The 17803-nt window shown below is 72.0% G+C and carries 16 protein-coding genes; 3 read left to right on the top strand and 13 right to left on the bottom strand.

What is annotated here, in order from left to right; translation table 11 throughout:
- Positions 1-31: 31 nt before the first annotated feature.
- The 7 genes from ACWD5D_RS02065 to ACWD5D_RS02035 all read right to left on the bottom strand — a co-directional run bounded on the left by ACWD5D_RS02065 (position 32) and on the right by ACWD5D_RS02035 (position 8588).
- On the bottom strand, positions 32-2890 hold the full coding sequence (locus ACWD5D_RS02065) for a DEAD/DEAH box helicase (protein ID WP_451370846.1): 2859 nt from the start codon (positions 2888-2890) through the stop codon (positions 32-34).
- Positions 2891-3016: 126 nt separating this feature from the next.
- Positions 3017-3598 carry a sugar kinase gene (locus tag ACWD5D_RS02060; protein ID WP_451370845.1) on the bottom strand — a complete coding sequence of 194 codons (582 nt, stop codon included), beginning with the start codon at positions 3596-3598 and terminating at the stop codon, positions 3017-3019.
- Positions 3595-4740 carry an ROK family glucokinase gene (locus ACWD5D_RS02055; protein ID WP_451370844.1) on the bottom strand — a complete coding sequence of 382 codons (1146 nt, stop codon included), beginning with the start codon at positions 4738-4740 and terminating at the stop codon, positions 3595-3597. Before ACWD5D_RS02055 ends, ACWD5D_RS02060 begins: the two co-directional genes overlap by 4 nt.
- Positions 4741-4858: 118 nt before the next feature.
- Positions 4859-5629, bottom strand: coding sequence for an ATP-binding cassette domain-containing protein (locus tag ACWD5D_RS02050; protein ID WP_451370843.1), 771 nt, complete (start codon positions 5627-5629; stop codon positions 4859-4861).
- Entirely contained in the window at positions 5626-6660 is a 1035-nt protein-coding gene (locus ACWD5D_RS02045; protein WP_451370842.1) for an ABC transporter permease, read from the bottom strand. The genes ACWD5D_RS02050 and ACWD5D_RS02045 overlap by 4 nt, the downstream gene beginning before the upstream one ends.
- The gene (locus ACWD5D_RS02040) at positions 6657-7661 is read right to left on the bottom strand and encodes a sugar ABC transporter substrate-binding protein (RefSeq protein ID WP_451370841.1); all 1005 of its coding nucleotides are present in this window, start codon (positions 7659-7661) and stop codon (positions 6657-6659) included. The genes ACWD5D_RS02045 and ACWD5D_RS02040 overlap by 4 nt, the downstream gene beginning before the upstream one ends.
- Positions 7662-7850: 189 nt before the next feature.
- Positions 7851-8588 (bottom strand): GntR family transcriptional regulator, encoded by a 738-nt coding sequence (locus tag ACWD5D_RS02035; protein ID WP_451371018.1) that lies wholly within the window; start codon positions 8586-8588, stop codon positions 7851-7853.
- Between the two features lie 130 nt (positions 8589-8718).
- Here ACWD5D_RS02035 and ACWD5D_RS02030 point away from each other — a divergent pair, with 130 nt between their 5' ends.
- Positions 8719-9741 (top strand): Gfo/Idh/MocA family protein, encoded by a 1023-nt coding sequence (locus ACWD5D_RS02030; protein ID WP_451370840.1) that lies wholly within the window; start codon positions 8719-8721, stop codon positions 9739-9741.
- 13 nt (positions 9742-9754) lie between these two features.
- Here the strand turns inward: ACWD5D_RS02030 and ACWD5D_RS02025 are convergent, their stop codons facing one another.
- The 5 genes from ACWD5D_RS02025 to allB form a co-directional block, all read right to left on the bottom strand.
- The gene (locus ACWD5D_RS02025; RefSeq protein ID WP_451370839.1) at positions 9755-10945 is read right to left on the bottom strand and encodes a cytochrome P450 family protein; all 1191 of its coding nucleotides are present in this window, start codon (positions 10943-10945) and stop codon (positions 9755-9757) included.
- 316 nt (positions 10946-11261) lie between these two features.
- A complete protein-coding gene (locus tag ACWD5D_RS02020; protein WP_451370838.1) occupies positions 11262-11657 on the bottom strand; it encodes a ribonuclease domain-containing protein in 396 nt (131 codons plus the stop codon).
- Positions 11658-11974: 317 nt separating this feature from the next.
- Positions 11975-12790 carry an AIM24 family protein gene (locus tag ACWD5D_RS02015; protein WP_451370837.1) on the bottom strand — a complete coding sequence of 272 codons (816 nt, stop codon included), beginning with the start codon at positions 12788-12790 and terminating at the stop codon, positions 11975-11977.
- 110 nt (positions 12791-12900) lie between these two features.
- Positions 12901-14016: an allantoicase gene (alc, locus tag ACWD5D_RS02010; RefSeq protein ID WP_451370836.1), complete on the bottom strand. Its 1116-nt coding sequence runs from the start codon at positions 14014-14016 to the stop codon at positions 12901-12903.
- A 52-nt stretch (positions 14017-14068) separates the two neighbouring features.
- Complete coding sequence (allB, locus tag ACWD5D_RS02005) at positions 14069-15406, bottom strand: allantoinase AllB (RefSeq protein WP_451370835.1); 1338 nt, start codon at positions 15404-15406, stop codon at positions 14069-14071.
- Positions 15407-15687: 281 nt separating this feature from the next.
- On the opposite strand from allB, the gene ACWD5D_RS02000 reads away from it, so the two are divergent.
- A complete protein-coding gene (locus tag ACWD5D_RS02000; RefSeq protein ID WP_451370834.1) occupies positions 15688-16482 on the top strand; it encodes an IclR family transcriptional regulator in 795 nt (264 codons plus the stop codon).
- 188 nt (positions 16483-16670) lie between these two features.
- On the opposite strand, the gene ACWD5D_RS01995 is transcribed toward ACWD5D_RS02000, so the two are convergent.
- On the bottom strand, positions 16671-16958 hold the full coding sequence (locus ACWD5D_RS01995; RefSeq protein ID WP_451370833.1) for a DUF5955 family protein: 288 nt from the start codon (positions 16956-16958) through the stop codon (positions 16671-16673).
- A gap of 181 nt (positions 16959-17139) precedes the next feature.
- Here ACWD5D_RS01995 and ACWD5D_RS01990 point away from each other — a divergent pair, with 181 nt between their 5' ends.
- Positions 17140-17757: a nucleotidyltransferase family protein gene (locus ACWD5D_RS01990; protein WP_451370832.1), complete on the top strand. Its 618-nt coding sequence runs from the start codon at positions 17140-17142 to the stop codon at positions 17755-17757.
- Positions 17758-17803 lie beyond the last annotated feature (46 nt).

Below are 17803 nucleotides of genomic sequence, written 5' to 3'. Positions count from 1 at the left end.
GCGGCGTCGGCGGGGCGGGGGGCGCCGGTGGTCACGGGGTCCTCCGGAGGGAGACCAGGTCGGACAGCTCTCGGTCGGTCAGTTCGGTGAGGGCGGACTCGCCGGAGCCGAGGATGGCGTCGGCCAGGGCGCGCTTGGATTCCAGCATCTCGGCGATGCGGTCCTCCACCGTGCCCTCGGTGACCAGGCGGTGGACCTGGACGGGCTGGGTCTGGCCGATGCGGTAGGCGCGGTCGGTGGCCTGCTCCTCGACGGCCGGGTTCCACCAGCGGTCGAAGTGGACGACGTGGCCGGCGCGGGTGAGGTTGAGGCCGGTGCCGGCCGCCTTGAGGGAGAGGACGAGGACCGGGGTCTCGCCGTTCTGGAAGCGGTCCACCATCCGCTCGCGCTCCGGGACCGGTGTGCCGCCGTGCAGGAGGTCCACGGGGACCGCGCGGGCGGACAGGTGGGCGGTGATGAGGCGGGCCATGCCGACGTACTGGGTGAAGACGAGCACGGAGCCGTCCTCGGCGAGCACGGTGTCCAACAGCTCGTCGAGCAGGGCGAGTTTGCCGGAGCGGGCGGCGAGCCGGTCGGGGCTCGCCGCCTCCTTCAGGTACAGCGCCGGGTGGTCGCAGATCTGTTTGAGGGCGCCGAGGAGCTTGAGGACGAGGCCCCGGCGGGCGATGCCTTCGGCGGTCTCGATGGCCAGCATCGACTCGCGCACCGTCGCCTCGTACAGCGCGGCCTGTTCCCGGGTGAGCGGGACGGGGTGGTCGGTCTCGGTCTTGGGCGGCAGTTCGGGGACGATTCCGGGGTCGGACTTCTTGCGACGCAGAAGGAAGGGGCGCACGAGACGGGCCAGGCGCTCCACGGCCTCCTGATCCTCGCCGTTCTCCACCGCGCGCGCGTGCCGTGCGCGGAAAGACTTGAGGGGGCCGAGGAGTCCGGGGGTGGTCCAGTCGAGCAGGGCCCACAGTTCGGAGAGGTTGTTCTCGACCGGGGTGCCGGTGAGGGCGACGCGCGCGGGGGCGGGGATGGTGCGCAGCGCCTTGGCGGTGGCGGAGTACGGGTTCTTCACGTGCTGTGCCTCGTCGGCGACGACCATGCCCCAGGGCTGCTCGGCGAGGTGAGCGGCGGCGGAGCGCATGGTGCCGTAGGTGGTGAGGACGAAGCCGCCGGCCAGTTTCTCCAGGGTGCGGCCCTGGCCGTGGAACCGGCGGACGGGGACGCCGGGCGCGAACCGGGTGATCTCCCGCTGCCAGTTGCCGAGCAGGGAGGCGGGGCAGACCACGAGGGTCGGCTCGGTGCGGGCCCGCTTCAGGTGCAGGGCGATGAGGGTGATCGTCTTGCCGAGGCCCATGTCGTCGGCGAGGCAGCCGCCGAGTCCGAGGGAGGTCATGAGGTCGAGCCAGGCCAGGCCGCGGAGTTGGTAGTCGCGGAGGGTGGCGGCGAGTCCGGCGGGCGGTTCGGCGGGGCGCAGCCCGGCCGTGAGCCGGTCGCGCAGGCCGGCGAGCGCGCCGACGGGGACGGCCTCCACGCTCTCGCCGTCGACCTCGGCGGTGCCGGTGAGCGCGACGGACAGTGCGTCTACCGGGTCGAGCAGGCCCAGTTCGCGTTTGCGGGCCTTGCGGACGAGGGCCGGGTCGACCAGTACCCAGCTGTCCCGGAGCCGTACGACCGGGCGGTGGGCCTCGGCGAGCGCGTCCATCTCGGCCTCGCTGAGCGGGTCCCCGCCGAGCGCCAGCTGCCAGCGGAACTGGAGCAGTTCCTCGGTCTCGAAGAAGCCGGTGCCGTCGGTCGCCGAGCCGGGGGCGGGCCGTACCACCGCGGCGGCGGTGAGGTCGCGGGCGAGGTCCCGGGGCCAGTGCACGGCGACGCCCGCGGCGGCGAGCCGGGAGGCCGCCGCGCCGAGCAGGTCGCCCAGCTCGTCCTCGGACAGCGCGAGTACGTCGGGGACGTCGCGGACGTCGTGCTCGATGAGCCGGTCCAGGGGCGGCCACACGCGGGCCGCGCGCCGGACGGCGAGGGCGGCGTCCACGCGCGCGCGGGGGCCGAAGGCCGTGTCGGCCTCCCCCGCCCACAGGGCGGCCGCGTCGGCCACCAGGGTCGGGTCGGCGAGGCTGTGGACCTGCGCGATCGCCGCGCCCGCGGCGCGCGCGCCCTCGGCGGCGGCCCCCGTGTCGAAGACGTCGTGGGCGGACAGGTCCAGGCGCAGCGAGATCCGCACGCCCGCGTCCATGCCGGCGGCGACCTCGGCCGCCCAGTCGTGGGCACCGGGCAGCGCCTGGGCCGCGCGGGCGGCGAAGGGTCGGCCGCAGGTGTGGGGGGCCGCGGGGGTGCGGGGCAGGGTGTCGGTGACCGCGTCCAGGAAGGAGCGGACCAGTGCCTCCGGCTCGGGCAGCCGCAGCGGGCCGGGGTCCGGCAACGGGACGGCGTGGCCCTCCGGGGGCAGGGCGGCGGCCACCGCACGCAGGTGGGCGATGTCGTCGGGTTCCAGTGGGCCGGCGCGCCAGGCGTCGTGGCCGTTCGGGGTGAGGCCGGGCAGCAGCCGGCCCCGGGCGACGAGCCGCAGCGCGTGCAGGGCGGCGGCGCCCCAGCAGGCGGTGGCCGGGTGCGCGGCCGGGTCGCGCCGCGCCCGGACCAGCAGCGGCAGGGCGTCGGCGAGCGGCAGGGTCAGCGCGGGCACCTGCCGGCGGCGCACGGTCGCGCCCTGGCGTCGTACGACGGTCAGTTCGCCGAGGCCGGTTCCGGCGGGCAGGGGGCCGCCGTCGGGGTCCCAGAAGGCGATGCGGCCCTCGCGCGGGAGGGGCGCGGGCAGGTAGACGGACGCGAGCCGGACGGGAACGGGGCCCGGGACCGGCCCGGACCCCTCCGTGCGTTCGACCACCGCGGCCGTGCCCTCGCTCATACGTCCTGCCACCTCCCGCCCGTGTTTCGGATCAGACGTCTTCGACTGTACGGGCGGGGTCTGACAATCGGCTCCGGCGACCGGTCGGGGCCGGGCGACACGGGGTGGAGGGCCCTGCCGGCCCGGTCACGGCACGGTGCGGGAGACGACGTACACCGTCGGGTAGACGGGGTCGGCCGTGTTCACGACCACGTCCTGGGTGGGCGCGGGGTTCTTCTGCTTGTGGGTGAGGCCCGACCAGGTGCCGGGGCCGGTGAAGTTCCAGCCGGTGACCTTGCGGTCGCGGGCGCCGATGGTGACGTGGTCCTTCTCCAGCTGGTCGCGGCGTACGCCCATGGCTCCCAGGAAGCTGTCCAGACCGGCGTCGGTCGTGCGGAACTGGACGTACAGGCGGCTGGTCCGCCAGTTATTGGTCTCGTAGGAGGCGAGGGAGTCGGCGGGGTGCGGGACCGCCACCTGGTAGAGGCGGCGCTGCACCTTCGACGGCCAGCCCGGGGTGAGACCGGTGGCCGCGTACTTGTCCTCCTTGGCCCTGCCGCTCGCGCGGCTCTGGTCGGCGGAGATGTTCAGGTAGACGGCCGGGACGCCGATGAGCAGCACGATGATCAGCAGGGTGAGCGTCCTGCGCACGATCTTGTGGCGGCCGCCCTCGGGCGCGGGGCCCGGTCCTTCCGGGGACGTGGCCTGGCGGGGAAGCGTCGTCGTCATGCGGTGTCCCGGTCCTGGCGGGCCTGGGCGTACCGCTCGTAGCGTTCGTACCGCTCCACCCGGCGCCTCTTGGCTCGGCGGAAGCGGCGGGCGACCAGCCGGGAAAGGTCGGCGGCGCCGACCATGCCGGCCTCGGGGCCGAGCTGGGCCCGGGTGATACGGGCCTCGGGGCGGTAGCCGCGGCCTGTGAGGTGGCGTTTGAAGGCGTCCCGGGCGGGGCCGATGAGCAGGTCGTCGGCGGCGCTGACGCCACCGCCGATCACGAAGCAGGACGGGTCGAGTGCGGCCGCGAGGTTGGCGATGCCGACGCCGAGCCACTGCCCGATGTCCTGGAGCAGCTCGATGCACATGGCGTCGCCCTCGCGCGCCAGCTCGGTGATCATCGGGCCGGTGATGTCGCCGATGTTGCCCTTGACGTGCTCGATGATCCCGTACGCCACCGGCGAGTCGGCGGCGGCCAGCTCCTTGGCCTCGCGGACGAGGGCGTTGCCGGAGCTGTACTGCTCCCAGCAGCCGCGGTTGCCGCACGGGCAGCGGTGTCCTCCGGGGACGACCTGCATGTGGCCGAACTCGCCCGCGACGCCGTACTTGCCGCGCTTGACCTGGCCGTCCTCCAGGATGGCGCCGCCGATGCCGGTGCCGAGCGTGATCATCACCAGGTGGTCCTCGCCGCGGCCGGCGCCGAAGCGCCACTCCGCCCAGGCGGCGGTGTTGGCGTCGTTGTCCACGAGGACCGGTACGGACAGGCGGCCGGCGAGGCGGTCGCGCAGCGGTTCGTTGCGCCAGGACAGGTGGGGCGCGAACAGGACGCGGTTGCGGTCGGCGTCGACCCAGCCGGCGGCGCCGATGCCGACGGCGTGGACGTCATGGCGGTCGGAGAGGTCCAGGACCAGCTCGACGATGGTGTCCTCGACGACCCTGGGGCTCTTGGACTTGTCCGGGGTCTCCGTGCGGAGCTTCTCCAGGATGTTGCCGTCGGCGTCCACGACGCCTGCCATGACCTTGGTGCCGCCGATGTCGATCCCGACCGTGGGCACGCGGGGTGCGGTCAGGTGGGAGCGGCGTTCCCGGGTGCCGACCGTCCGGAGGACCGGGGCTCGGCGGGAGCCGATGGGGGCGGTGAGGTCGCGGTAGGTGCTCATCGCTTGTCGATTCTGCCTCACCGCGGGAGTGGGCGGCGTAAGGAACAGGTGTTGGGGGTGACGCGAGCGTCGCGGGGTGCGGGTGCTTCGTGGCCTCCCGGGCAGTGCCCCGCGCCCCTCAACCTCGCTGCAGTTCATGGCGTAGGGCGTCCAGGTCGGAGCCTCCCGCCATCTGTTGCGTCAGCTCGTCCAGGTTGATTTCGTCCCGTGTGTAATTGCCCACCATTGTGCCGCGTCGCAGCAGTACGAAGCGGTCCCCCACCAGGTACGCGTGGTGCGGGTTGTGGGTGATGAAGACAACGCCCAGGCCGTTGTCGCGTGCCGCCGCCACATATTTGAGGACCACACCGGACTGCTTCACGCCCAGTGCCGCCGTCGGCTCGTCGAGGACGAGGACCTTCGCGCCGAAGTAGACGGCCCTGGCGATGGCCACGCACTGGCGTTCGCCCCCCGACAGGGTGCCGATGGGCTGGTCGACGTCGCGGAGGTCTATGCCCATGCGCAGCAGTTCGGCGTGGGTGGTGCGGCGCATGAAGTCGACGTCTATGCGCTTGAAGGGGCCCCTGCCCTTGCGGGGCTCGGAGCCGAGGAAGAAGTTGCGCCACACCGGCATGAGGGGGACGACCGCGAGGTCCTGGTAGACCGTGGCGATGCCACGGTCCAGGGCCTCGCGCGGGGAGGAGAGGGTCGTCTCCTCGCCCTCGATGCTCAGCGTGCCGCCGTCGTGCCGGTGCAGGCCCGCGACGATCTTGATGAGGGTCGACTTGCCGGCTCCGTTGTCGCCGAGGACGCAGGTGATCTCGCCTGCGTCGACCTCCAGCGAGACGCCTTCCAGGGCGCGGACGGTGCCGTAGTGCTTGCTGACGTCGGTCAGCTCGACGAGAGTCACTTGGTCGCCTCCGCGCGCTTGCGGACCCAGGCGTTCAGCAGGGTCGCGAGGAGCAGCATCGCTCCGAGGAAGAACTTGAACCAGTCGGGGTTCCACTCGGCGAAGACGATGCCCTTGCTCGTCATGCCGAACAGGAGCGCGCCGACCGCCGAGCCGATCGCGCTGCCGTAGCCGCCGGTGATCAGGCAGCCGCCGATGACGGCCGCGATGATGTAGATCAGCTCGTTGCCGACACCCTCGCCGGACTGGACGGAGTCGAAGGAGAAGAGCAGGTGCTGGCCGGAGATCCAGGCGCCGAACGCGACACCCATGTAGAGGCCGATCTTGGTCCTGGCGACCGGGACGCCGACCGCGCGGGCCGCGTCCTCGTTGCCGCCGACCGCGAAGATCCAGTTGCCGGCGCGGGTGCGCAGCAGGATCCAGGAGGCGACGGCGACCAGGGCGAGCCACCACAGGATGGTGACCTTGAAGGCGACGCCGCCGACGGTGAGGGTCGAGGCGAAGACGGCGTGGGCGCTCGGGAAGCCCTCCATGTCGCCGATGGTCTTGGTGGAGACAGTGCCGTCGATCAGCTTGGTGAAGCCGAGGTTCATGCCGGTCAGCATCAGGAAGGTGCCCAGCGTGATGATGAAGCTGGGCAGCTTGGTGCGGGTGAGCATGAAGCCGTTGAAGGCGCCGATGGCGAGGGTGACCAGCAGGGACACGCCCGCGCCGACCCAGGCGTTCGCCGTCATCTGGTAGCTGAAGAGCGAGGAGACCAGCGCCGAGGAGGTCACGAGGACGCCCGCCGACAGGTCGAACTCGCCGCCGATCATCAGCAGGGCCACGGGTACGGCCATGATGCCGATGGTCGAGGAGGCGTACAGGACCGTGCTGAGGCTGGCGGCGCGCAGGAAGCCGTCGGCCGTGACGGCGAAGAACGCGAACACGGCGAGCGCGCCGACGATCGAGCCGAGCTCGGGGCGGGTGAGCAGCCCCCGCAGCGGTGAGGCCGGGAGCAGCCGTTCGTCGCTGCGGAGGATCGTGCTCATCGCGTGCCCCGCGCGGTGTAGTCCGCGAGCGCGCCGGCCTGGTCCTTGGTGATGATCTGCGGGCCGGTGAGGACCGGCTTGCCACCGCCGAGGACGTCGCCGTTGTACTTGTACAGCCACAGCAGGTCGACGGCCTGGTAGCCCTGGAGGTAGGGCTGCTGGTCCACGGCGAAGCCGAGGGTGTCGTCCTCCAGCTCGGCGGCGACCTTGGCGTTGAGGTCGAAGGTGTCGATCTCGGCCCTGCTGCCCGCGTCGGTCTTCGCCTTCACGGCGGTGTCGGCGTAGGGGGCGCCCAGGGTGACGACGGCGTCGACGGACTTGTCGGCCTGGAGCTTGGCCTCGATCGCGGACTGCACGTCGGGCATGTTGGTGCCGTTGACGTAGAGCTTCTGGACGTTGCCGTGGAAGGTCTTGGCGACGCCGTCGCAGCGCTGCTCGTGGCCGACGTTGCCCTGCTCGTGCAGGACGCACAGGGCCTTCTTCCTGCCGCGCTTGTTCAGCTCGTCGCCGACGGCCTCGCCGGCGACGGTCTCGTCCTGACCGATGTGGGTGAGGGCGCCGAAGGCCTTGGACTCCTCGGAGCCGGAGTTCACCGTGACCACCGGGATGCCGGCCTTCTCGGCGCGGGCCACGGCGGCCTTGAGGGCGTCGGGCTTGGCGAGGGTGACGATGATGCCGTCGACCTTCTTGTCGACCGCCGCGTCCACCAGCTGGGCCTGCTGCTGGGCCTCGTCGTCGTGCGAGTACAGGAAGTTGATGTTGTCCTTGACGGCGGCCTGCTTCGCGCCGCTCTGCACGATGTCCCAGAAGGTGTCGCCGTCTCCCGAGTGGGTGATCATCGCGAAGGTCCAGCGGGGCGTGTTCACCGCCGCCCGCCCCTGGGCCGCGGCGGCCTTGCGGGCGTCCTCGGCCCGCTTGCCGCCGGTGCTGCTGCAGGCGGCGAGGGACACGGAGAGTGCCCCCGCCAGCGCTATGCCTACCCAGGTCCGAAACCGTGCCACGAGGCCGTGCCCTTCTTGCCGTGTTCATCCGTACGCGGGGGCCGCGCGGCGCATGCCTCAGCGGCCCCAAACACTCCAGTATCGAACACAGGAAACACTCATGACACGGCCGGGGAGCGCACGCCGGTCACATTGTCCGGACATCATGGCGAACCCGGGTGGGCGCTCACGGTGGCGTGGAGAGCCCGCTCAGGGCCTTACGAGCAGCTGGAACTCGAAGGAGTAGCGGGTCGGGCGGTAGGTGTGGTCGCCGAACTCGACCGCGCGGCCGGTGTCGTCGAATGTGACGCGTTGCATGGTGAGCAGCGGGGCGCCCTCGGCCTCGGCGAGCCGCTCGGCCTCGGCCGCGGTGGCGGTGCGGGCGCCGATGGACTGCCGGGCGCTGTGCAGGGTGATCCCGGCCGAGCGCATCAGCCGGTACAGGCCGGTGGCCTCCAGCCGACCGGTGTCCAGGTCGAGCAGGCCGGGGGGAAGGTGGTTGACCAGGTACGCCATCGGCTCGCCGTGCGCGAGGCGCAGCCGCTCGACGCGGTGGACGTCGCCGCCCTCGGCGATCCCGAGTGCGGCGGCGACCTCGGCGGAGGCGGGGACGACGGTGTTGACCAGGACCTTGGTGGCGGGGCGCTGGCCGGCCGCCTCCAGGTCGTCGTAGAGGCTGCTCAGCTCCAGCGGGCGCTTGACCTGGCTGTGCACGACCTGGGTGCCGACTCCCCGGCGGCGGACCAGCAGGCCCTTGTCGACGAGGGACTGGATGGCCTGGCGGACCGTGGGCCGCGACAGGCCGAGCCGTGCGGCCAGTTCGATCTCGTTGCCCAGCAGGCTTCCCGGGGTGAGGCTGCCGTGCTCGATGGCGGCTTCCAGCTGCTGGGACAGCTGGAAGTACAGCGGCACCGGGGAACTACGGTCCACACGGAGATCGAGCGACACGGTCGGGTCCACAGCTGGTTTCGGCACGGGCCCGAGCGTAGTCGTGTGCCCGGTTGACGGGAAGTCGTGAAGTCCGATTGTCCGGACATAACCGTTGACAGCGCGCGGGGTCCGCCCTCACTTTGTTTTCATGCGCATCGGGGTCATCGGGACGGGTCGCATCGGCACCGTCCATGCGAACACGCTGAGCCGCCATCACGACGTCGGGGCGCTGATCCTGACGGACGCCGATCCGGCGCGGGCGCAGGCGCTGGCGCAGCGGCTGGGCGAGACGGCCGCGCCGGGGGTGGACGAGATCTTCACATGGGGCGTGGACGCCGTGGTGATCACCACCGCCACCGCCGCGCACGCCGAACTGATCGGCCGCGCCGCCCGCTCGGGCCTGCCCGTGTTCTGCGAGAAGCCGATCGCGCTCGACCTGCCGGGGACCCTGCACGCGCTCGCCGAGGTGGAGGCGGCCGGCACCGTGCTGCAGATGGGATTCCAGCGCCGCTTCGACGCGGGGTACGCCGGCGCCCGGGAGGCGGTGCGCTCGGGCCGGCTCGGGCGGCTGCACACCGTACGGGCCATGACCTGCGACCAGTCCCCTCCCCCGCCGCAGTGGCTGCCGCTGTCCGGCGGGCTGTTCCGGGACACGCTGATCCATGACTTCGACGTGCTGCGCTGGGTGACGGGCCGTGAGGTGGTCGACGTGTACGCGACCGGCTCCGACGCCGGCCCCGCGATGTTCCGCGAGGCCGGTGACGTGGACACCGCCGCGGCCCTGCTCACCCTGGACGACGGCACGCTGGCCACGGCGAGCGCGACCCGGCTCAACGGGGCCGGCTACGACGTCCGCATGGAGCTGGCCGGGGAGCGCGACACCGTCGTGGTGGGCCTGGACGACCGTACGCCGGTGGCGTCCACCGAGCCGACCGGGCCGCCGCCCGCCGACAAGCCGTGGACCGGCTTCCTGGAGCGGTTCGGACCCGCCTACGAGGCCGAGCTGAACGCCTTCGTCCAGGTGCTGCACGGCAAGCTGGCGAACCCCTGCGACGGCCGCGAGGCGCTGCAGGCGCTGCGGATCGCCGAGGCCTGCGAGGTCTCCCGGCGCGAGCGCCGCCCGGTGCGGCTCGCGGAGATCCCGGACCGGCTCGCGCTCCCGTACGGCTGACCGCTCGGGCGGCTCACCAGCGCACCGGCAGGCTGCGCATCCCCCTCATCAGCAGGCCCGGCAGCCACTCGCCCTGCGCACCGTCGAGCGCGAGACCGGGGGCGCGCTCCAGGAGGGTGCCGATGGCGATACGGCCTTCCAGACGGGCCAGCGGTGCGCCCAGGCAGAAGTGGATGCCGTGGCCGAAGGCGAGGTGGCCGCGGGCGTCGCGGCGGATGTCGAACCGGTCCGGGTCGCCGAAGCGGCCGGCGTCGCGATCGGACGCGGTGATTCCGACCACCACGGTGTCGCCCCGCTCGATGGCCGTGCCGGCGATCTCCAGGGGCTCCGCCGCGAACCGGTACGTGGAGCCCTCCACCGGGCCCTCGTAGCGCAGCATCTCCTCGACCGCCCCCTCCAGGAGGTCCATGTCGGCGCGCAGGGCGGCGAGTTGGTCGGGGTGGGTGAGGAGGGCGTGGACGCCGTTGCCGATGAGGTTGACGGTGGTCTCGTGGCCGGCGACGAGCAGCACGTAGGCCATGCCGCGCAGTTCCCGCGCGGAGAGCCGGTCACCGTCCTCGGCTGTGACGCGCATCAGATCACTGAGCAGGTCGCCGGTGGGGCCGGAGCGGCGCTTGTCCTCGATCAGCTCGGTGAGGTACTCGGCGAGGCGGACGATCGCGTGCTCCCCCGCCTGCGCGTCGGTCGGCGCGACCAACTCGGTGGACATCTTCCGGAAGGCCGCGCGGTCCATGTCGGGGACGCCGAGGAGTTCGCAGATGACGGTGATGGGCAGCGGGAAGGCGAGTGACTCGATGAGGTCGGCGCGGCCGTGCGGCAGCATCTCGTCCAGGAGGTCGTCGGTGATCCGCTGGATGCGGGGGCGCAGTTGCTCGACCCGGCGCATGGTGAACGCGCGGGTGACGAGGCCACGCAGGCGGGTGTGCTGGGGCGGGTCGGAGGCGAGCAGGTGCTTGCCGATCAGTTCCTCGTCCAGGTAGGTGACGCCCATCTTGGCGCTGTCCTTGGCGAGCCGGGGGTCGGTGAGGGCCGCGCGCGCCTCCTCGTACCCCACGATCAGCCAGGTCATTTGGGTCGCGTCCGCCCCCGGCAGCCGGACGCGGTGCACGGGGCCCTGCTCGCGCAGCCGTGCGTACACCGGATGGGGATCGCTGCGGAACGCGTCCCCGAACTCCTCCAGATCGACCACCTGTAGCTCGTCCATCGCTCCCCTTCCGAACTCCCCTGAGGACAACCGGGATTCCCCGGTACGAGGACAACGGGCGGGGTGCCGGCTTGGTGCCCGTCCTCGCCGGGAAATCCCGCGTCGCAGGCCGGCAGGGCGGTCCGGATCCGGTCCCGGCTCACCGCGTCGACGATCTCGTCACGACCTCGGGCGTCCGGCCGGGTCCCCGTACGCGAGCGTCGCGCTTCTGGTGGTCGCGGTGGCGCTGTTCATCGCCGCGAAGCGCCTGGGGTCCGGCCGAGCGCGGACCGGACCCCAGGCTGTGCGCACCGTTCCTCTGGACCTGCCGGACGGTTCAGCAGCCGAAGTCGATCAGGTCGAACGTGGCGTAGTGGTCGGACGTGTAGTAGTCCTCCTGGTACTCCTCGCCCGTGACGATGCGGCGGGCGCCGCGCGTGGAGGAGCCGGGGGTCTTCACCGTGTACTCGTGGTAGTAGCCGGCCGACTGGCCGGGCAGCACGTGCTCACGGTTCTGGAAGACGACGCCGTCCTGCGAGTACGGGAAGGGGCCGCCCTGATCGATGAGGCGCAGGGTGTCGTACGCCTGCGACGGCAGGCTGCCGTAGCAGATGCTGCCGACGGACGTGACCGCGGCGTCCGCCGTGGTCGCGGAGACGGTGCCGCCGACGAGGACGGCGGTCAGGAGAGTGGCTGCGGCGCTGATGCGCGTTGCGCGTGGGGGGATTCGCATGCCCCCATGATGACGCGCGTAGATATTGGCATGTCAACGACAAGGTGGAAGATTTTCCCGTCAAGTCACCTGAGTTCCCGGGAAGTTAACCCGCCACTCGGCGCCCCCACGCGGTCCCCGCCGGCACCAGCGCACCGCCCGCGAGACCGAGCACCCCGAGCCGCTCCCCGCCGAGCGCGATGCCGGTCCCGGCGGCTCTCCCGGTCTCCGGACGGGGTGCGGAGACATCGGCGGCTCGCCCGGGGCGCGATCACCGTACCGGCGGGGACGATCTTCGGCCAGGGATTTCGGCCGGGAGTCAGTCGCCCGGTGGCGGGTCAGCCCGCGTTCGTGGAGAACAGTCCGCCGGTCGGGCCCTGCTTGTCACCGCCCTGGGCCTTCTTCAGGGCGTTGGCGAGGCTCTCGATGGTGAGCGACTGCAGGATCACCCGGCCGTTGCCCTCCAGAGTGGCCAGGGACAGTCCCTCGCCGCCGAAGACGGCGTTCATGATGCCCTGGCGGTTGAGGCCGCCGACACGCTGGACGCCGTACTGGATGCCCTCCTCGAAGGCGACGACGCAGCCGGTGTCGACCTCGATGCGGCCGCCGAAGTCGGCCGGGTTGAGGTCGATGAAGTTGCCCGCGCCGGCGATGATCACCGTGCCGCGCCCGGTGAACTTCTCCAGGATGAAGCCCTCGCCGCCGCTCATGCCGGTACGGCCGCCCTGGAAGGCGATGCCGAACTCGACGGTGGACTCGGCGGCCACGAAGGCGTCCTTCTCCGCGAACCACGCGCGCGTGCCGTCGAGTTCCAGGGCGCGCATCTCGCCGGGCAGCACGCCCGCGAAGCCGACGGTGCCCTCGCCGCCCTGAGAGGTGAAGTACTGGAACGCCAGCGACTCGCCGGCCAGCATGCGCTGGCCGACCTGCATGGCGGTGCCCATGGCCTGGCGCAGCATGCCGCCCATGCCGCCTCCGCCGCCGCTCTGCTGCTGGCCGCCGTTGCCCGACGGCCCGGACAGCCGGGTCTCCATGGTCACGTTCGTCGTCTTGAACAGGAACTTCCCGGCCTCGCAGTACACGGTCTGGCCGGGGTGCAGGTTGACGACCGCCATCTGCATGGCGTTGCCGACGATTTCTTGCTGAAGGGTCACGCGAGGAGAACGCGGGAGGAGGAGCAAAGAGTTCCGGGCTCGTGGGTGAAAGGTGAGAGCCCACCCGGACGCGCCGAGGAGCAGCGGCGCAGGGCCCGGGTGGGCGGAGGTCAGGCGCCCAGTTCCTGGTGCCGGGCCGACAGCGCGGTCGCGCCCTGCTCGGTGAGAGAGCCGTACAGGCGCAGGCGGGAGATGCCGCCGTCGGGGTAGATGTCCACGCGCGCGTGCGTGCCGACGGCCGGGGCCGGGAGCAGGAAGCGGTGGTTGGTGTCGGGCTGGAGGCGGGTGCGCGGGAGGATCTCGGTCCACTCGCCGGTCTCGCCGTCCTTGACCGAGACCGAGGCCCATCCGGCGCTGTTGCCCTTCAGGTACGCGGTGTCGATCTCGATCGCGCGGATCTGGGACTGGGCGACGAGGCGGTAGCTGATCCAGTCGTTGCCCTGGTCGCGGCGCCGGCGGGTCTCCCAGCCGTCGTCCATCTTGCGGGAGCGCCCCGGCTGGATGGTGTTGGTCGCCGGGGAGTAGAAGCGGTTGGACGCGTCCTCGACCTGGCCGCCGTTCTCCAGGGCGACCACGTCGAAGGTGCCGAGGGCCGACAGCCACGCGGGGTCGGGTACGACCTCGCCGTACACACGCAGCCGCGCGATGCCCCCGTCGGGGTGCTGCCTGACGCGCAGGTGCGTGAAGCACTGCTCGGCCGAGACGGCGAAGCCGTTCGCAGCGTGGCCGCCGACCGCGGTGCGCGGGACCAGCGTCGTCCACTTCACGTCGTCGCCGAGCAGTTCCTCGGGAGAGGGCGAGCCGGGCACGGACGCGCCCTCGACCGACACCGCCTGCGGGTAGTTGCCGCGGAAGTGGGCCGTGTCGACGATGATGCCGCGGATGACGCCGGGGGCGCCGAGACGGACCAGCGCCCAGTCGTGGTCCTCGGCCGTCGGCCAGGGGTGTTCGGCGGAGGAGCCGCGCCGGCGGCGGGTCTCCCAGCCGTCCATGATCTTGCCCTTGTGGCCGAAGTGCTCCGGGTCGAACTCGGCCCGCTCGGGCACCAGCAGGTTCTCCCGCTGGGCGAAGAACTCGTCGTTGGCGGCGATGACGCCGGCGCCGAGCTGCCGGTCGGCGAGGTTGGCGTACTGGGTGAAGGGGAAGTCGGCGGTGCGGTAGTCCGCGTACGGGTCGCCGCCTCCGTAGGGGTTCGCGTCGCCGGTGAAGCTCGGGGTCGCCGTCACGGTGATCAGGGGGTCCTTTCTGGAGTCGGCCGGTTGGAGTGGGGAAGGTGGCTTACTGGGGGCGGGAGAGGAGCGTGCCCTTCGGCTCGGTGAACTCGCCGTCCGCGAGGATGCGTTCGCCGCGGAGCCAAGTGGACTTCACGACGCCGTACAGGGTCTTGCCGGCGTACGCGGTGACCCGGTTGCGGTGCTGGAGGCCGACCGGGTCGACGGTGAAAGTCTCGTCGGGGGCGAGGACGGCGAAGTCGGCGTCGCGGCCCACCTCGATGGCGCCCTTGCCGCGCAGGCCGACCAGGGCGGCCGTCCGCGTGGACATCCAGCGGACCACGTCCTCCAGGCCGTGGCCGCGCCTGCGGGCCTCCGTCCATACGGCGGGCAGGCTGAGCTGGAGGCCGGAGATGCCGCCCCAGGCGGTGGCGAAGTCGTCGGTCTTCAGGTCGGCCGTGGAGGGCGAGTGGTCGGTGACCACGCAGTCGATGGTGCCGTCGGCGAGGGCCTGCCAGAGCAGTTCCTGGTTGGCGGCCTCGCGGATGGGCGGGCAGCACTTGAACTCGCTGGCGCCGTCGGGGACTTCCTCGGCGGTCAGGGTGAGGTAGTGCGGGCAGGTCTCCACGGTGACGCGGACGCCCTCGGCGCGGGCGGCGGCGATGAGCGGCAGCGCGTCGCTGGAGGACAGATGGAGGATGTGCACGCGCGCGTTCAGGCGCCGGGCCTGGGCGATGAGGCTCGCGATGGCCGTGTCCTCGGCGTCGCGCGGCCGGGAGGCGAGGAAGTCGGCGTACTTGGGACCGCCGTGCTGGGGGGCCGCGGCCAGGTGGTGCGGGTCCTCCGCGTGCACGATCAGCAGGCCCTCGAAGCCGGCGATCTCCGCGAGGGACTGGGCCAGCTGGTCCTGGTCGAGGTGCGGGAACTCGTCCACGCCGGACGGGGACAGGAACGCCTTGAAGCCGAAGACCCCGGCGTCGTGCAGCGGGCGCAGGTCCTTGACGTTGTCGGGCAGGGCGCCGCCCCAGAAGCCGACGTCGATGTGCGCCTTGTCGGCGGCGACCGCCCGCTTCACCCGCAGGTTCTCGACCGTGGTGGTCGGCGGCAGGGAGTTGAGGGGCATGTCGACGAGGGTGGTGATGCCGCCGGCCGCCGCCGCGCGCGTGGCGGTCCAGAAGCCCTCCCACTCGGTGCGGCCGGGGTCATTGACGTGCACGTGGGTGTCGACCAGGCCGGGCAGCAGGACGTGGTCGCCGACGTCCTCCAGGCGTGCGGAGGCCGGGACTTCGGCGTCGTACGGCAGTACGGCCGTGATCGTGCCGCCGGAGACGGCGACCGAGGCGGCCCGCGTCCCCTCCGGAGTGATGACACGCGTCGAACGCAGCACCAGTTCAGCGTCGGACACCCGAACCCCTCTCTTTGCCGTTTTGCACCGTCCTGCATCCAGGAAACGGGATTTAAGCCCACGTAACGGAATTCAACGTTCTGTTGAAGGAGTCTTCACTCCCGGTTCCCCGCCGTCAAGAGGCACACTTCTGGGCAGGGCACCACACGCGTCCACTCTGGACCTTTCCACAAAGTGGAATTAGAATTCCGACAAGCAGAACGTAGCTACGTACAAGCAGGGAGTCAACCGACTGCCGGGTAGGCTTCTGCCCTTCCTGCCAGTCCCGAAAGGAACGCGCCGTGCCGACGTCCAGCGCCAGCACCACCGACTCCGCCAAGCCCGCCGCCAGTGGCGGGGTCCAGTCCCTGGAGCGTGCCTTCGATCTGCTCGAGCGGATGGCGGACGCGGGCGGCGAGGTCGGCCTGAGTGAGCTGTCCGCCACCAGCGGGCTGCCGCTGCCCACCATCCACCGGCTGATGCGCACGCTGGTGGCCTGCGGTTACGTACGGCAGCAGCCGAACCGCCGGTACGCGCTCGGGCCCCGGCTGATCCGGCTCGGCGAGTCCGCCTCCCGACTGCTCGGCACCTGGGCGCGGCCTTACCTGGCCCGGCTGGTGGAGGAGACCGGCGAGACCGCCAACATGGCGCTGCTGGACGGCGACGAGATCGTGTACGTGGCCCAGGTGCCGTCGAAGCACTCGATGCGGATGTTCACCGAGGTGGGCCGGCGCGTGCTGCCGCACTCCACCGGGGTCGGCAAGGCGCTCCTGGCGAGCGCGCCGGACGAAGAGGTGCGGGCGCTGCTGTCCCGTACCGGGATGCCGGCCACGACGGAGAAGACGATCACCACGCCGGAGGGGTTCCTGGCGGCGCTCGAGGACGTGCGGCGCCTCGGGTACGCCGTCGACGACAACGAGCAGGAGATCGGGGTGCGGTGCCTCGCGGTGCCCGTGCCGGACTCACCCACGGCTGCGGCGATCTCGATCTCCGGGCCCGCGGGGCGGGTCACCGAGGCCGCGACGGACAAGATCGTGCCGGTGCTTCAGGAAGTCGCGGCGGAGCTGTCCCAGACGCTGGCCAGTTCGGGCGCCTAGTTCCGGGCGCCCAGGGGTGGGGGGCCGCCCGGCCATCGGCCGGTGCGGGTGCGTCGCGGCTTGCCGCTCCCCCACTCTCGGCTTCTCCCCCACCGCGAGGGACCCCCACCGCGGGGGACCCCCATCACGGCGGAACCGCATGTCGACACAGCCCCGCGCCCCTTCGGCGGGACCCCGCGTCGGCACTTCTAAGAACCCGGCACCTGTCCGAAGAGGTCCACCGCTTCCCTGACCTCCGACAATCCTCGCGCCAGTGCGCTGACCGAGCCGATCGCGCCCGCGATCAGCAGCAGGGAGCCACGAAGGCGGGGGGTGTCCGGAGCGCCGCCGGCGGCCATCGCGGCGAGCGTGGCCAGTTCGTCCTCGGCTACGGCGCGGTCGGGGAACTCCGAGGGAAGAGTGGCGAGTTCCCGGCGCAGGCGGGAGACCGCGGTCCGCAGTTCGGCCACCCTCGGGTCCTCGTCACTGCCGGTCACCAACCTCTGCCCCAAGCTCTGCCCCAAGCTCCGCAACACAGCCCTCCCCCCACCCACGGCCCCATGCGCGGGCCAGTTAACGCCACGCCGTGCGGGAGCGCCACCGCGCGGACCGAAATTCAGCCCAAGGGACAACCCGAGGGAACGGATCGTCGGCGCCCGCGTCAGGTATGCAGGACGTATGACGGACAACCAGGACCATCGAGACCCCCGCCAGGACGTCGCCGGGCTGCTGCTCGCCGCCGGCGGTGGGCGACGGCTCGGCGGCCGGCCCAAGGCGCTGCTGGAGCACCGGGGGCGGCCGCTGGTCGAGCACGCGATCGGCGTACTGCGCGCGGCCGGATGCGGCCGGATCCATGTCGTCCTGGGCGCGCGGGCCGAGGACGTCCGCGCCCGGGCCGACCTGAGCGGCTGCGTGGTGGTCGACAATCCCGGCTGGGCCGAGGGCATGGGCTCCTCGCTGCGCGCCGGGCTGGGCTCCCTCGCCGGTACGGGGGTGCGTGCGGCCCTGGTGAGCCTGGTCGACCAGCCGGGTATCGGGCCGGAGGCGGTCGCCCGGGTAGTGCGCGCGTACGAGGGCGACGAGTCGCTGGTCTCGGCCACCTACGACGGCGAGCGCGGGCATCCGGTCCTCTTCGGCGCGGCGCACTGGCCGGGCATCGCGGCGACCGCCACCGGTGACCGCGGCGCCCGTGCCTACCTGCGCGAACACGCCGACGCGATCAGGCTCGTGGAGTGCGCGGACATCGCCGAGGCCTACGACATCGACATCGAGGCCGACCTGAGCCACCTTGAGTGAGCGGGGTGGCACCGGGCGCCACCTTGCCTCGACCCAGAGAATCTCG

The sequence above is a fragment of the Streptomyces sp. NPDC002520 genome (genome assembly GCF_053595235.1).
The sequence above is the reverse complement of the archived record's forward strand: the minus strand, read 5'-3'. Positions and strand labels throughout refer to the sequence as shown.